Below are 13162 nucleotides of genomic sequence, written 5' to 3' on the forward strand. Positions count from 1 at the left end.
GGATATTCTTCTCCTCTAGCCTAATTTTCCTACCAAGAAGGTGACACGCACCCTAAAAATAATTTTATGTTTCATTCTGGGAGGATGCGGTTTCATTTTATTGATTGAAGAACATAAAACTGCCAAAATGGCAACTTCAAAAAAATGAATCCATTATGTTATAGATAACGACTCAAATAAAAGAGTTGGAACAAAAAGAACAGTAATCACTCAAGGAGATTTCCAATGATTATTTCTGATCTGAACTACATGGAAGCTGCACAAAAAGAAGTTCTTGGTGGTTTTACAACTCCTATCGACTACAGTGCAAAAATTAAGTTTTCCACCAAGATCTATTCTTTTGTCAAACTTACTCCTTTCTCTTCCAGTGCCACTAAGGTAGTTGGCAACTATCTGTGAAGGTAATTTGCTGCTTTTCCCTCCTTTCTACAATCAGTCGCTATTCTACTGAGGTTTTTTATGATACTGGATGAATTGGACTATCTAGAGTCTATTTCACCACAAAATGCATTATTTGGAAGCGGCTATACCTTTGCTTCAGCTACTACCTACGCAGGGCCAGGAGTTGGTTATGCTACAGCAACAGGACTTGCCCTCGGAGACAGTACTGTAACAACCACCAAAACTACAGTTACTATTCGCCCCATAACTCCCTATACTGACTTCACTTCTGCTTCCGCAAAAGCCAGTGCCATTTCAACGGATGGCACAGGTTATTCCTCTTCTAGGGTTTCAAGCAAGTCTTTATACTTCGGTACAGCCATTTAAAGTTTGTGTATCAAATTATCTTAAAAAGTTTAAGCAGCGAGTCAGAATGATTCTAGTAGGCGTAGGCGTAGGATGGAAAAAGGGTTCTTTCGTGCCTATCTTAATCTTGACGGGTTGATGGGCATGCTTTGCTTTGCCCATCCTACTTTCTGTAAAAGAGTGATCTACTTCATCCAATCATTCAAATCTCACTGACTCAGGCAATATCGGTGGAGGATTGGGTACAGACAATACCCATTTGATGGGTATCATTGATTGCTGGCTTCTCCTGAGTTTTGGTAGGAAGCCCTCAGGAGTCAGGATGATTCTAGTTATTCCTAATTAAAACCATTAGAATTACCGATTGAGGTTTGCGATGACTCAATTTATTCATCTTTTTTTCAAGAGCGTGATCGGCTCTCTTTTAGTTGGCCTATGGGCTGTTTCTGCTCAGGCTCAAGCCTTCGAAACCTGCACCCGCTCCCAATCTGGTGCGTACCGGAATGTCCGGTCGGGTATTCCCCGGATTTGGGCTTTACTATGCTCCTGAATGAACTTTCGATAGAGGCAATGGGCACAAGCATAGGCCTAAAATGATAGTGGTGATAGTGCCCCCTAGCTGCTATGATTAACGGATTCAAAATTATGCAAGATAGGGAACTGCCGAAACAAAATAGCAAGATAGACAGTCAAGAGTATGGGACTTAACCATGCAGGTGCTTGAAATGGTGGGCGATCGCAGCAGTAACATCAGTGCAGATGAGCTGGTTAGCTTCTTGAAAAAAAATCTCCAGTATCAACAGGCTCGTTTGGGCGTACTGCAACAGGCGATTGTGAATCGAGCCGCCGCTGTCAGAGGAATTGAGGTTGACTCACAAGAAATTCAAGCCGAAGCCGATCGTCAGCGTCGAGAGTACCATTTAGAGAGAGCCGCCGATACCTTCGCCTGGTTATCTGATCAACAGATTACGCCTGAAGAGTGGGAGGCGGGAATTCGCGATCGCCTGCTGACTCAAAAGTTGATGGAGCATCTGTTTGGGAGCGAGGTCGAGAGTTACTTTGCCCAGAATCGCCCAGACTTTGATCAGGTGGTGCTCTATCAAATTATTGTGCCTTACGAACAGTTGGCTACTGAATTGTTTTATCAAATTGAGGAATCAGAAATTAGCTTTTTTGAAGCTGCCCACCTATACGATATTGACCCTAATCGCCGACAGTACTGTGGCTATGAAGGAAAATTGTATCGCTGGAGTCTGAAACCAGAGATTGCCGCTATCGTGTTTGCTGCCGATCCTGGACAGATTATTCCTCCGGTACGAACGGAGCAAGGCTTTCACCTGTTGTGAGTCGAAGAATTTATTACTGCCCAACTCACGCCTGAAAATCGCCAGGAAATTTTGCAACGTCTATTCCGAGAATGGCTGAATGGAGAACTGAATTACTGGCTCAATCCTTACAACCTGGGAGAACAAGACAATGAGTAACTACAGGGTCATCTTTAAGCGAGTCGTTTCGGCAGATGGACGAGCGATCGCAACCGCCAAAAGTGAAGTGAGTACATCAGGCGATGCGGCCAGCGCTATTGACCAATCCATTACGGTTCACGTTTCCAGTACTGGTTCCAGCAGCAGTGCCAAGAGTTGTGCAAGTAATTGTTCCGATATATTCCTGTTCTCTCACTGCTAACGATCGCTGCTACATCTTTAGTGGTGCAGGGAAGTACGACGACCGTAGGCCGCTGACGGTAGCTGGTTAACCCGTCACATTCGTATACCAGGAGTTCTTCTTTGCGGCGCACCACTCCGTTTTTGCCGATGATCGCCTCAAACTGATGAGCAATCAGTGACCAATCGGTTTGAGTGTCGGGGGGAACTGTCAGCATGGATAATGGGAGAAAATCTTACATTGGGCAGAAGCGGCTTTAGCAAAGCGACTAGAAGATGCGAATCATGGCTTTAGCAGCTATAGAGAAGTTCCTATGTTGATACCTAATGCCATCAAGCGTTCCTCGATGAGTTCTTCAAAGCATGTCTAGAGAGTCTCAACATTCTTCAAGTTGATAACAGATGGTTTCAAACGAGTTAGGGTTTGGTTGTGCCAGAAAATATAATTGTGTTGTTTCAACCGCCTTATTCTCCGGAGTTAAATCCGATTGAGTGATTGTGGGAATAGCTCAAGGCAGATTTGAAGTGGACAACATTCAAAATCTTAGATCACTGATAAGCCAAAGTTGATCAACTCCTCGCTGAGTTAACTTTTGAAGTGATCGCTTCCTGATCGACGTTTACCCCTGCCTGTTTGCAAACGGATAAAATACGCGATTGCGGGAGGCGATTTCCATTAAGCGCTACTCCTATCAAATGGAAGATATGAAGTTTCCTGAAGCTGTCTTTCAGGGTGACACAGAATGCTAGATTGAATTATGAAAGAATTATGAAAGAGGCGGTTATGTCTGTGGCTTCCCCTCGATCCAGTTTGCCAGAAGTGCATCGGAGCATTCCCATTCCTGCCGGGAAAGGGTTCTGGTGTAAGTTAATGGCCTATGCTGGCCCTGGCTATTTAGTATCGGTGGGCTATATGGATCCAGGTAACTGGGCTACCGATATTGCAGGAGGTTCTCAGTTTGGCTATACCCTCTTGAGTGTGATCTTGCTGTCCAACCTGATGGCGGTGCTGCTTCAGTCCTTGTGTGTGCGGCTGGGAGTGGTAACTGGTAAAGATTTAGCTCAAGCCTGTCGAGACTACTTCAGCCCCCGAGTGACGTTTATCCTATGGGTACTATGTGAAATTGCGATCGCTGCCTGTGACTTGGCAGAGCTATTGGGAAGTGCGATCGCCCTCCAGTTACTGTTTAAAATTCCGCTGATCTGGGGGGTTTGTATTACCGCTCTGGATGTCCTGGCGATGCTGGCTCTCCAGCGCAAAGGATTCCGCTATGTGGAAGCCCTGGTCATTATGCTAGTGTCTACGATTGGGATCTGTTTTGCGACCCAGATCTGGTTTGCCCGTCCTGATGTCTCCGCGATCGCACTGGGATTTTTACCCAGCAAGGAGATTTTACGCAATCCTGGAATGCTGTACATCGCGATCGGGATTTTGGGCGCAACGGTGATGCCCCATAACCTGTATCTCCATTCCTCTATTGTCCAGACACGGGCATGGCAAAATACCCCAGAGAAAAAACGAGAAGCCATTACCTTTGGTACTCTGGATTCCACGATTGCCCTGACCCTGGCCCTGTTTATTAATGCGGCCATCCTGGTCGTTGCGGCGGCTACTTTCCATAAAGCCGGACATTATAATGTCGCCGAACTGCAAGATGCCTATCAACTGCTGTCGCCGCTAGTCGGTGTGAGTGCAGCCAGTACTATTTTTGGATTGGCGCTGTTAGCCTCTGGGCAGAGTTCCACCTTAACCGTAACCCTGGCCGGACAGGTGGTGATGGAAGGATTTATCCAACTTAAGTTTCCCTCCTGGTTGCGTCGTTTATCCACTCGGTTAACGGCGATCGTTCCAGCCATTATTGTCATTCTCATCTTTGGTGAGCAGAGTACAGGCAATCTGCTGGTCCTCAGTCAAGTGATTCTGAGTATGCAACTGTCCTTTGCAGTGGTGCCTCTGGTGATGTTTACCAGCGATCGGCGCGTGATGGGCGATTTCGTAAACCCCTTCTGGCTGAAAGTCTTTGCCTGGGCTGTGGCAATGATTATCGTAGGTTTAAACCTGTGGCTGCTGGTGCAAACCTTTTTGGGCTGGCTAGGCTAAGGGGTACTGGTCATCTGTCGTTGGTCATTGGTTATTCGTTAACGATTGGCTTGATATGCAAGGCGTGAGAAAGGTTCCATTTAACAGGAAGCGAAGCGGATGGCGTAATTCATCTCAGGTAAAATACTGAACGATCGACAAATGATAGAGAGGTAGAGCGTGAAAGCAGTATTAATGACGGCAGCCGGTAGTCCAGATGTTTTGCAATTAGCGGATGTGCCGACCCCTACTCTCCAGGCAGGTACTGATCTCCTGGTACGGCTAAAAGCGGCGGGAGTTAATCCGATCGACACCAAACTGCGGAAGCGAGGAACTTTCTACCCTGACCAGATGCCTGCCATTCTAGGCTGTGATGGGGCTGGAGTTGTGGAAGCCGTCGGTAGTGCCGTGCAGAAGTTTCGTCCTGGCGATGAAGTCTACTTCTGTAATGGTGGCTTAGGCGGACATCCCGGTACCTATGCTGAATGGGCCGTGGTAGACGAACGATTTGCAGCCCGTAAGCCTGCCTCGATCAGTTTTGCAGCCGCCGCAGCGGCTCCTCTGGTGTTAATCACGGCCTGGGAAGCTCTTTACGATCGTGCCCGACTTCAGGCAGGACAGCGGGTGCTGATTCATGCTGGAGCCGGAGGGGTGGGGCATGTGGCGATTCAACTGGCGAAGTTACAGGGCGCGATCGTGGCCACTACGGTCAGTACCCCTGAAAAAACTGAACTTGTGCGGCAGCTGGGAGCCGAGTGCATCATTCACTACAAGCAGACCGATTTTGTCACTGCTATCATGGATTGGACAAAAAGCCAGGGTGTGGATGTTGTGTTTGATACGGTTGGTGGCACGACTTTTAGCAACAGCTTTGCCGCCGTTCAACTTTACGGTGATATTGTTTCCCTTCTGGAGCCGGATCCGGCCACCAACTGGAAAATTGCTCGTAACCGAAACTTACGCATTAGTCTGGAACTCATGCTTACCCCGATGCTGCAAGGTCTGGTGGAAGAGCAAATCGCTCAGGCCAAAATTCTGGAACAATGCGCCCGCCTGATTGATCAAGGAAATCTTACGATTCATGTCGCCCAAACCTTCCCGTTGGCTCAAGCGGCTGAAGCTCACCGCTGTCTGGAAACTGGCTCAACAACTGGAAAGTTGGTGCTAATAATAGACTCCTGAGTGGTGCAGAAAACTTTTTTGAGTCTCATGATGGATAACCTGAACGACCAAAACAGCGCCTGAAACCCCTTGCCCTCGTTCGTTCGCCCGATAAAACTCAAGATCGCTGTCTCGGTGAGAATCCTTGATTTACAGGGGTTTCAGGAGTTTTCTGACCACCAAGTAATAGACTCTTAGAGAGTGTTTGAAAAGTATCCGGCGCGGTTAAAACCGCGACTACACTCCCCCAGTCTGTCGATGCAGACTTAATACAATCAAGAGGTTCAGTAACCTGTGTCGGCAGGTTTTCTCCGGATAGCCGTGACTTCAGTTGCCAGGGTAATTAGGAACTGAGGGCTGAGTAGGAGTATTCATCGGGTTCCTGGCATCACTTTTTGCAAATTTTGGTCAGCCTTCGTGGCCCATAATGTGTTGCCCTGTCTGGTATACAAGTCCTTGGCGTAGCGCAACACAGTCTGAGCATCCTGTAACTTGCCTTGCTTAATAAACACCAGACCTGCTCCATAGTAGGCGTTGGCATAGTTTGAGTTGGATTCTGCCGATCGCCGAAAGGCATTCAATGCCTCATCAAGTTTGTTCTGCCGAAACAAGATTGCACCGATGTTGTAATAAGCTTCTGCATAGCGGGGATTGATCCGAATGGCCTGTTGAAAAGAGGCTAAAGCGTCTTGCTCTTTTCCTTGCTGCAGCTGTACCAGTCCTAAGTGATAGGGAGGCTCTGGCGCATTAGGGGTGAGTTCCATGGCTTTTTTGAACGTGACGGCGGCCTGATCATAAGCGCGTTGCTGCTCTAGGACTAATCCCAGGTTGTAGTGCGCCAGTCCCATGCGGGGATCCAGTTCGATCGCTCGTTTCAGATAATCTCTGGCCTGGGCTACATTCCCTCCTTCTAACAGGGCTGCTCCCAGGTTGGCATAGGCCAGACCAAACTTAGGATCGGCTTGAGTGGCCTGATAGAAAGCCGTAGCGGCAGGCTGTAACTGTCCCTGTTGCCGTAATGCCAGACCCAAATTATAGTGAGCAGCGGCCATTTTGGGATCCATCTGGGCAGCTCGTTGAAAGGCGGCGATCGCTTCATTCAGCTTGCCTTGCTGAATGTATTGCAGTCCCTGATTCACGATCGCTTCTGCAGATTGGGGAGCATTCTGAGCGATGGGTGCAGGGGAGGCTGCGATCGCGAAATCAGTCATTGGAGCTAACAACAGGGAACTTCCGAGGAGGACTCCCAGGAAGCCGACTTGATTTGCTTGCCACACCTGCATCCTCAAAATCCTCTCATGTCCCAACTCGCTACTGTCTTTGATCGAACGCATGACTACTCATCCCGTTCTGAGGGGTCGATCTTACACAGGAAACTAAAGTTCGGCAAGCAATTTAATGCAAAATTTGTTCGCTATTCTACTAGCGAATCTGAAAAAGCAGCCGGGAGAGTGGCAAGGCTTTCTACAAAATATCACGCCCCAAATAGGATTGCAGGGCTGCTGGAATTCGCACACTGCCATCGGGTTGCTGGTAATTCTCCAGAACAGCAGCCATGGTTCGGCCTACCGCTAATCCAGAACCATTCAGCGTGTGAACGAGTTGGGTTCCTTTTTGGCCAGGCTCCTTAAAGCGAATATTGCCGCGTCGGGCCTGGAAGTCGCGGAAGTTGGAACAACTGGAAATTTCCCGATAGGTTCCTGCTGCGGGTAGCCACACTTCCAGGTCGTAACATTTCGCCGCCCCAAAGCCCAGATCTCCGGTACATAGTTCAATTACCCGGTAAGGCAGTTCCAGGGCTTGGAGAATGGCTTCAGCATCGTGTACCAGGGCTTCATGTTCCTGTTCAGAGGTATCAGGATGAACCAGCTTCACCAGCTCCACTTTATTAAATTGGTGTAACCGGATCAGACCACGGGTATCTTTGCCATAGCTGCCGGCTTCCCGACGAAAACAGGGCGTATAGGCACAGTGGTAGATGGGTAGCTCTTCCGAGGAAAGAATTTCATCCCGATAAAAATTAGTAACAGGAACTTCTGCCGTAGGTGCCAACCAGAGATCGTCGTCACTGCACTTAAAGCTTTCCTCGGCAAATTTGGGCAGTTGCCCCGTGGCGGTGAGAGAGGTGCTGTTAATCAGGAAGGGAGGCAAGACTTCGACATAGCCTGTGGCGGTTTGGTGATCGAGCATGAATTGGATTAAGGCTCGTTCTAAAGCGGCTCCGGCTCCAATTAAGGCAACAAAGCGACTTTGAGCAATTTTGGTGGCTCGTTCGGTGTTCAGAATGCCTAACTTTTCACCAATTTCCCAATGAGGCAGGAACTTGTCACCAGTGGGCTTGTACTCATCTCCCCAGCGACGCACTTCAACATTTTCTGTTTCATCTTTGCCGATCGGGGTGGAATCGCTAGGCAAGTTGGGCAAGTTTAGCAATAAGGCTTCAATCTGGGCTTTCAGGTCTCTTTCCTGGGGCTCCAGTTCGCTCAGGGTGGCTTTCAGATCGTTTCCTTCATTTTTCAGGGCTACCACTTCTGGATCATCCGGCTTGCTGCCCGACTTCATCTTCTGGCCGACCAGTTTACCGATCTCGTTGCTGCGGGCCTGGAGTTGCGATCGGGTCTTTTCCAACTCTTTTTGTTGCCGATCCAGTTCCACGATCGGCTGAATGTCATAGCCTGGGCCACGGCGGTTCAGCTTTTCTTGCACCAGGTCTGGATTTTCGCGGATTAACTTCAGGTCAAGCACGGATAGTTCTCAATGAGTTCTCAAGGACTAACTGTTAAGGGAACGGTTACATCCCTAGTTCAGGATACACCGCCTTTGCTAGATCAGTTTTGAGTTTTAAAGGGCTTGTAGGACTTATTGCTCAATTGGCTCATAGAAGCGTTCAGCAGTGATTTACTCGTTGTGGACGAAATAACTCAACCGCTCCATGTGAGCGTGGGCTTTGCAGCCTCAGTGTCTTAGGCAGTCAGTGCCAGGAGTATGTCACAATTACAAAGAAGACCAGTTAGTGAGGCTGTACAAATGTTAGGATTATCACTCTCGGCAGCCGCTTGCAACCAGGAGGGGTAAGTGCTTGTCTCGGTTTCCAAGATCACTTCTCAACTATTTCCTGACTCGAGAACTGGCTGAAGAAATGAAAGTGGCTGATCAACAACGTCATCCACCGTCCCTAAATACAACAGAGATTTAGCCAATGGAACTGGATCAATAGTATGCAATCCTCTAAATTGCCTGCTGAAAAAGAGCCCTACCTGCTGAAAAAGAGCCTTATATGTCAATAACGAACTGGCAAAAGAACGCCTCGTGCCGCTGCCGATCGCACTTTAATGGCCTGGAAAAATACATTTGACGGAAATTTCTAAGTTACTCTCCGCAGACCCCTCTGTGATGTAGGGACAGCCCGCTTTGCCACCGAGCCTGACTCCAAACTTCAAATTTGCTTCCTGTACCTCCGCAATCCCAGATCGTGAAATGTGCTGATTGTCTGAATCGCACAGATACGAATCATTGGTTGAGTACGTTGCATCTGGGCGATCGTAGTCTCTCGCAGTCCATACGTCTTATACTCGTCATCCTCCTGGGTGGGTTGAGGGGTTGCAGTGATTTTGTACACTTGACTGTCTACTTCAAAAGCCAGAATTCAAAAGCCAGAAATTCTGGATCATTCATGGGCTATTCCATCACACGATATAGAGTTTGGTTAGTGAAATGAGTCAATCTATCCCCCAGGTGTTCAGATGTGCGAATCCGAGCACGAATCGGCGTTTTTGGACGCTGTAACAAATACCCTAACCAGTCTTGACCCACGAACTCCCGGTCGGTGGTTAAAAAGGCATTTTGCACTGAAGAAAGGAGTTGGAAACGGTCTTGCAGGTGCCGTATTCTCTTAATTATGACATTTACTCTATTCTCCTGTAAATTAACGCTGCGGGCAATACGATGCTCCGCGTATATGATGATTACGATATTGCAATATGTTGCTTTTTGAGCAGTGAGAATCAGGTGAGTCATTCGCTAAGCTACTGATTTTCACATTATGTAAACAACTGAATCTAAATATAGTCTGAGAAATATTTATAAATATAAAGTTGCTCCATCGGTGGCTGATGATTAGATAATAGATATAATCAGATTTTAATGGGTGTTCTCCATTCATCAAGAGAACCGCTTTACAGCTTGCTGAATGAATTGCTGAATGCTTATTCCTAATTAAAACAAAATCGTTAAGACGAATATAAGAGGTGAATTATATGATCAACCCATCGATCGCACGCAGGGATAATCAAAGTTTCTTTGACTATCAACTGGAATGTGGTACTGACCGGGAGACTCATGTCAAACTGACCTCCGGCATTCTGCTAATTGGGGGAGCAGAAGGCGGGGAGTCGGGAGAAGATGCGGCCACTCGCTGGTTTCTCAAGCGGGCGCAGGGGGGAAATTATTTAGTCCTGCGATCGGGCGGGACTGGCGGGCAGGCAGCCTGGATCTGCGATAACTATCGAGGTTTTGTTAATTCAGCGGCGGAACTGTCGATCGACAGCCGAGAGGCTGCCAATGATCCAGACGTGATTCGCCATCTCCGTCGTGCTGATTTTCTCTTTATTGCGGGGGGGAATCAGGATGCCTATGAAGATTACTGGGAAGGTACTGAAATCGAAACCACGATCAATTACTTGATTAATCAAAAACGAGTGCCGATCGCGGGAACCAGTGCCGGGATGGCAATTTTAGGCGACTACTATTACGCCCCATCGCGTGACGGTGTACTCAGTTCAGAAATTTTGAACGATCCGTTTCATCCCAATACCAAAGGTATTTACCGGAGTGATTTTATCCAGGTTCCTTTCCTCAAGCGAGTAATTACTGACAATCAACTACGATCGATTGTTAGAGCAAGCTTTTGATGAAGCCAATCAACCCTATGATGTTGTCTTTTACGTGGCGGATGGTGAGGAGCGGGGACGGTATAAACATAAGCCCTATGGAGCAGAAGCAGGGATTATTAAGAATCCGGAGAAGTATGACAAACTCCCAGTTCGCTCACAGATGGAAAAGGGCCTGTACCTCACCCAATCATTCTGAAACTATATGGCACCTGGGAGAACAACTTTGTGGTGGCTGAGGATCATCTGAATTATCTGGCCAGTGCTCCGACCAAGAATCTGCCAGGTGCATTAAGTAGTATTCTTAAAAAGAGTAGTGTTTTATTCTTGGGATACAGCCCGAATGACTCGGATCTGCAACTGATCGTGCATCGATTATGGCAAGAAGATAAACTCCCTAACAAGTCGCAACTTGTCCATCAATCTCAACCTGGCAATTTAGAGAAAAAGATGTGGGAAGATTAGCGAAATGTCAAATTGCTGTCAATTGCCTGTTCCCTAGAAGACTTTGTAAGTGCCCTCAAGCAGGAGCTTAAAGAGCAAGTGAAATGAAGTGGTAAGGAGAGAACAAGATGGTACCCGACCCCGATATGACCCAGGAAACCATCTCCGATTCAGATGTACAAGCTGAGGTTGGAGTGACAACATCTGTAGCAGAAGGCTTTCCATCCAGTTCTCATCCAATGACTGAAAATTTCCCCAGTGTCCCTTATAAGGGCTTTAACCCTTATGCTGAAGCCGATGCGGAGATTTTTTTGGACGATCCGGGGATACGCAGCGCATTATAAACAATCTCCTGTCCTGGCCATTAACGATTCTCTACGGAGAAAGTGGGGTCGGAAAGAGTTCAGTCCTGCGAGCGGGAGTGATCCATGCTTTGCGGCAAGAAGCCCAGCAAAATATCGAGGATTATGGGTGTCCGAAACTGGCTGTAGTCATTTTTCCATCGCTGGAAGGTGAGCGTTTTTGGCAGCAGGATCCCCTGCAAAGCCTAATCCAACAAATTGCTGCGGATATGGGGCAAAGTGGCTTCCCGATGCAGCCTCCCGATCCTGGACTCTCCTTTGTTGAGACTCTCCAAGCCTGGATTGAGCAGCTTGGAGAAGACAGTCTGGATGGTCGATTGTTCATTATTCTGGATCAGTTTGAGGAGTACTTCCAATATCACCCCCAGGAAGAACAGGAAGGAGGCTTAATTGCTGAGATCTCAAAAGCGATCGCTTACCCAGATCTGCACGTTAACTTTCTCATTTCGCTGCGAGAGGACTCCTATGCCAAGTTGAATCGTCTGAGAGAGTACATTCCTGGGATTCTGGATATTTGCTTGCCGCTTGAGTACCTGGATAAGCCGTCGGCCCAGGAGGCGATCGTGCAACCCATTGAGCACTACAACCAGAAAGTTGCACCGGAACAAGCTGTTGAGATTACTCCCGATCTGGTGGATGCACTATTACAGAGAATTCCTCGGGTTAAACAAGGCGGTGACGGACGTGCCGGACTGGATAAACTTGAACCAATTCGGGAAAATCAACTTCTTACTCCATATCTGCAACTGGTGATGATTCGCCTCTGGGATGAGATGGTGAAAGCCAATTCCCGCTATTTGAACTTGCAAATGTTAACTCGACTGGCCGATCGCAACGCCAAAGATGACACCGAAAAAATTACCAGTGCCATCCAGAAGATTGTTCAGGATCACGTAGTTGAGATCATGCATGGCCTCTCTGCCAACGAGCAAGACATTGCGGCTAGAAGCTTCCAGTATCTGGTAACCCCTTCAGGAACCAAGTATGCCTACTCCGTGGCTGATCTGGCGAACCTGGTTGGGTGTAAGTCAACGGAACTGGATGACTTACTCCAAAAACTCGCCAAAGATCAGCGGATTATTCGATCGGTTGGCACGGACCAATCCGATATACCCCGCTATGAGATCTTCCACGATTTCCTGGCTACAGCCATTCTGGAGTGGCGAAAACGGTATCTGGAAGAAAAGCAAAGAAGCAGCGTTGGAGAGAAAGGATACGGATTGTGAAAGAAACGATACTACCCATAGTAGTTTTAGCATTAGTATCCTCGGTAGGCATTGCTGGTTATCGTCGCGGTGTTGAAATCTCTAGATTACAAGCAGCACAATCTTTACAGCAGTTTTAAACTGGCAAACAAATCGATGCTTTGCAACAGGCAATCACGAGTGGACAGTCTGTGCAGACATGGGTGCAGAACAGTCTGGTTCTCCCGTTAGCACGGTGATAACTTTATCTAATCAGGGAAGCATGCTAATAGTCTTTCTCGAAAATTGTTGAAATTGACAAAGCCATAAGCTTGCCGTTTAATCAATTTAATTCGGTTGTTGATTCCCTCCATTGCGCCACAGGGTTATTTCATTCTAAACAGGGTACACAGTGTATTAAGGCTGAACCCAGCCCGACGTTGGGCTTGAGCCATATTTTGAAAGCCCTGATCACGATATAAATTGAGGGTAAAGTTACGTGCCAGAGCCCAAAGTTGAATGAGAGGTGATGTGCGAATGTGGCAAGCATCTTCTTCCTGAGTCACATCTCGGACATAATGCACCTTATTTTCTACGCCCCAATACCCACGAATGCGCTCAGCAAAGGCTT

General features: G+C 47.6%; 16 protein-coding genes and 2 pseudogenes. 10 read left to right on the plus strand and 8 right to left on the minus strand.

Features of this window, described 5'->3' with window-relative positions; genetic code table 11:
* Window positions 1-225 precede the first annotated feature (225 nt).
* From ACUVQO_RS19380 to ACUVQO_RS19390, 3 genes are all read left to right on the plus strand, one after another.
* A complete protein-coding gene (locus tag ACUVQO_RS19380; RefSeq protein ID WP_445927475.1) occupies window positions 226-399 on the plus strand; it encodes a hypothetical protein in 174 nt (57 codons plus the stop codon).
* 60 nt (window positions 400-459) lie between these two features.
* Window positions 460-768 (plus strand): hypothetical protein, encoded by a 309-nt coding sequence (locus tag ACUVQO_RS19385; protein WP_445927476.1) that lies wholly within the window; start codon window positions 460-462, stop codon window positions 766-768.
* Between the two features lie 689 nt (window positions 769-1457).
* A complete protein-coding gene (locus ACUVQO_RS19390; RefSeq protein WP_445927477.1) occupies window positions 1458-2093 on the plus strand; it encodes a foldase protein PrsA in 636 nt (211 codons plus the stop codon).
* Window positions 2094-2341: 248 nt separating this feature from the next.
* Here ACUVQO_RS19390 and ACUVQO_RS19395 read toward each other — a convergent pair whose 3' ends face one another.
* A complete protein-coding gene (locus tag ACUVQO_RS19395; RefSeq protein WP_445927478.1) occupies window positions 2342-2629 on the minus strand; it encodes a hypothetical protein in 288 nt (95 codons plus the stop codon).
* A 551-nt stretch (window positions 2630-3180) separates the two neighbouring features.
* Between ACUVQO_RS19395 and ACUVQO_RS19400 the strand changes: the two genes are divergently transcribed.
* Window positions 3181-4512 (plus strand): Nramp family divalent metal transporter, encoded by a 1332-nt coding sequence (locus ACUVQO_RS19400; protein ID WP_445927479.1) that lies wholly within the window; start codon window positions 3181-3183, stop codon window positions 4510-4512.
* Window positions 4513-4671: 159 nt separating this feature from the next.
* Window positions 4672-5673 (plus strand): zinc-dependent alcohol dehydrogenase family protein, encoded by a 1002-nt coding sequence (locus tag ACUVQO_RS19405; protein ID WP_445927480.1) that lies wholly within the window; start codon window positions 4672-4674, stop codon window positions 5671-5673.
* Window positions 5674-6023: 350 nt separating this feature from the next.
* Here ACUVQO_RS19405 and ACUVQO_RS19410 read toward each other — a convergent pair whose 3' ends face one another.
* From ACUVQO_RS19410 to ACUVQO_RS19430, 5 genes and pseudogenes are all read right to left on the minus strand, one after another.
* A complete protein-coding gene (locus ACUVQO_RS19410; RefSeq protein ID WP_445927481.1) occupies window positions 6024-6986 on the minus strand; it encodes a tetratricopeptide repeat protein in 963 nt (320 codons plus the stop codon).
* Window positions 6987-7116: 130 nt separating this feature from the next.
* Window positions 7117-8397: a serine--tRNA ligase gene (gene serS, locus ACUVQO_RS19415; protein WP_445927482.1), complete on the minus strand. Its 1281-nt coding sequence runs from the start codon at window positions 8395-8397 to the stop codon at window positions 7117-7119.
* 584 nt (window positions 8398-8981) lie between these two features.
* On the minus strand, window positions 8982-9092 hold the full coding sequence (locus ACUVQO_RS19420) for a CU044_2847 family protein (protein WP_445927483.1): 111 nt from the start codon (window positions 9090-9092) through the stop codon (window positions 8982-8984).
* Entirely contained in the window at window positions 9089-9271 is a 183-nt protein-coding gene (locus ACUVQO_RS19425) for a hypothetical protein (protein ID WP_445927484.1), read from the minus strand. The genes ACUVQO_RS19420 and ACUVQO_RS19425 overlap by 4 nt, the downstream gene beginning before the upstream one ends.
* Window positions 9272-9378: 107 nt before the next feature.
* A pseudogene (locus ACUVQO_RS19430) lies at window positions 9379-9498 on the minus strand (IS4 family transposase); the annotation flags it as partial.
* A 410-nt stretch (window positions 9499-9908) separates the two neighbouring features.
* Here ACUVQO_RS19430 and ACUVQO_RS19435 point away from each other — a divergent pair.
* The 5 genes from ACUVQO_RS19435 to ACUVQO_RS19455 all read left to right on the plus strand — a co-directional run bounded on the left by ACUVQO_RS19435 (window position 9909) and on the right by ACUVQO_RS19455 (window position 12573).
* Window positions 9909-10562, plus strand: a complete 654-nt coding sequence (locus ACUVQO_RS19435; RefSeq protein ID WP_445927485.1) for a Type 1 glutamine amidotransferase-like domain-containing protein — start codon at window positions 9909-9911, stop codon at window positions 10560-10562.
* Window positions 10543-10740 carry a hypothetical protein gene (locus ACUVQO_RS19440; protein WP_445927486.1) on the plus strand — a complete coding sequence of 66 codons (198 nt, stop codon included), beginning with the start codon at window positions 10543-10545 and terminating at the stop codon, window positions 10738-10740. Before ACUVQO_RS19435 ends, ACUVQO_RS19440 begins: the two co-directional genes overlap by 20 nt.
* 29 nt (window positions 10741-10769) lie before the next feature.
* Window positions 10770-11006 carry an SIR2 family protein gene (locus tag ACUVQO_RS19445; protein ID WP_445927487.1) on the plus strand — a complete coding sequence of 79 codons (237 nt, stop codon included), beginning with the start codon at window positions 10770-10772 and terminating at the stop codon, window positions 11004-11006.
* A 107-nt stretch (window positions 11007-11113) separates the two neighbouring features.
* Window positions 11114-11329 carry a hypothetical protein gene (locus ACUVQO_RS19450; protein WP_445927488.1) on the plus strand — a complete coding sequence of 72 codons (216 nt, stop codon included), beginning with the start codon at window positions 11114-11116 and terminating at the stop codon, window positions 11327-11329.
* 8 nt (window positions 11330-11337) lie between these two features.
* Complete coding sequence (locus tag ACUVQO_RS19455) at window positions 11338-12573, plus strand: ATP-binding protein (protein WP_445927490.1); 1236 nt, start codon at window positions 11338-11340, stop codon at window positions 12571-12573.
* Window positions 12574-12800: 227 nt separating this feature from the next.
* Here ACUVQO_RS19455 and ACUVQO_RS19460 read toward each other — a convergent pair.
* Both ACUVQO_RS19460 and ACUVQO_RS19465 read right to left on the minus strand, forming a co-directional pair.
* Window positions 12801-12911 (minus strand): annotated as a pseudogene (locus tag ACUVQO_RS19460) (transposase); the annotation flags it as partial.
* A gap of 6 nt (window positions 12912-12917) precedes the next feature.
* A partial coding sequence (locus tag ACUVQO_RS19465; RefSeq protein ID WP_445927489.1) for a transposase occupies window positions 12918-13162 on the minus strand: 245 nt, incomplete at its 5' end.

The organism is Leptodesmis sp. (assembly GCF_052746595.1).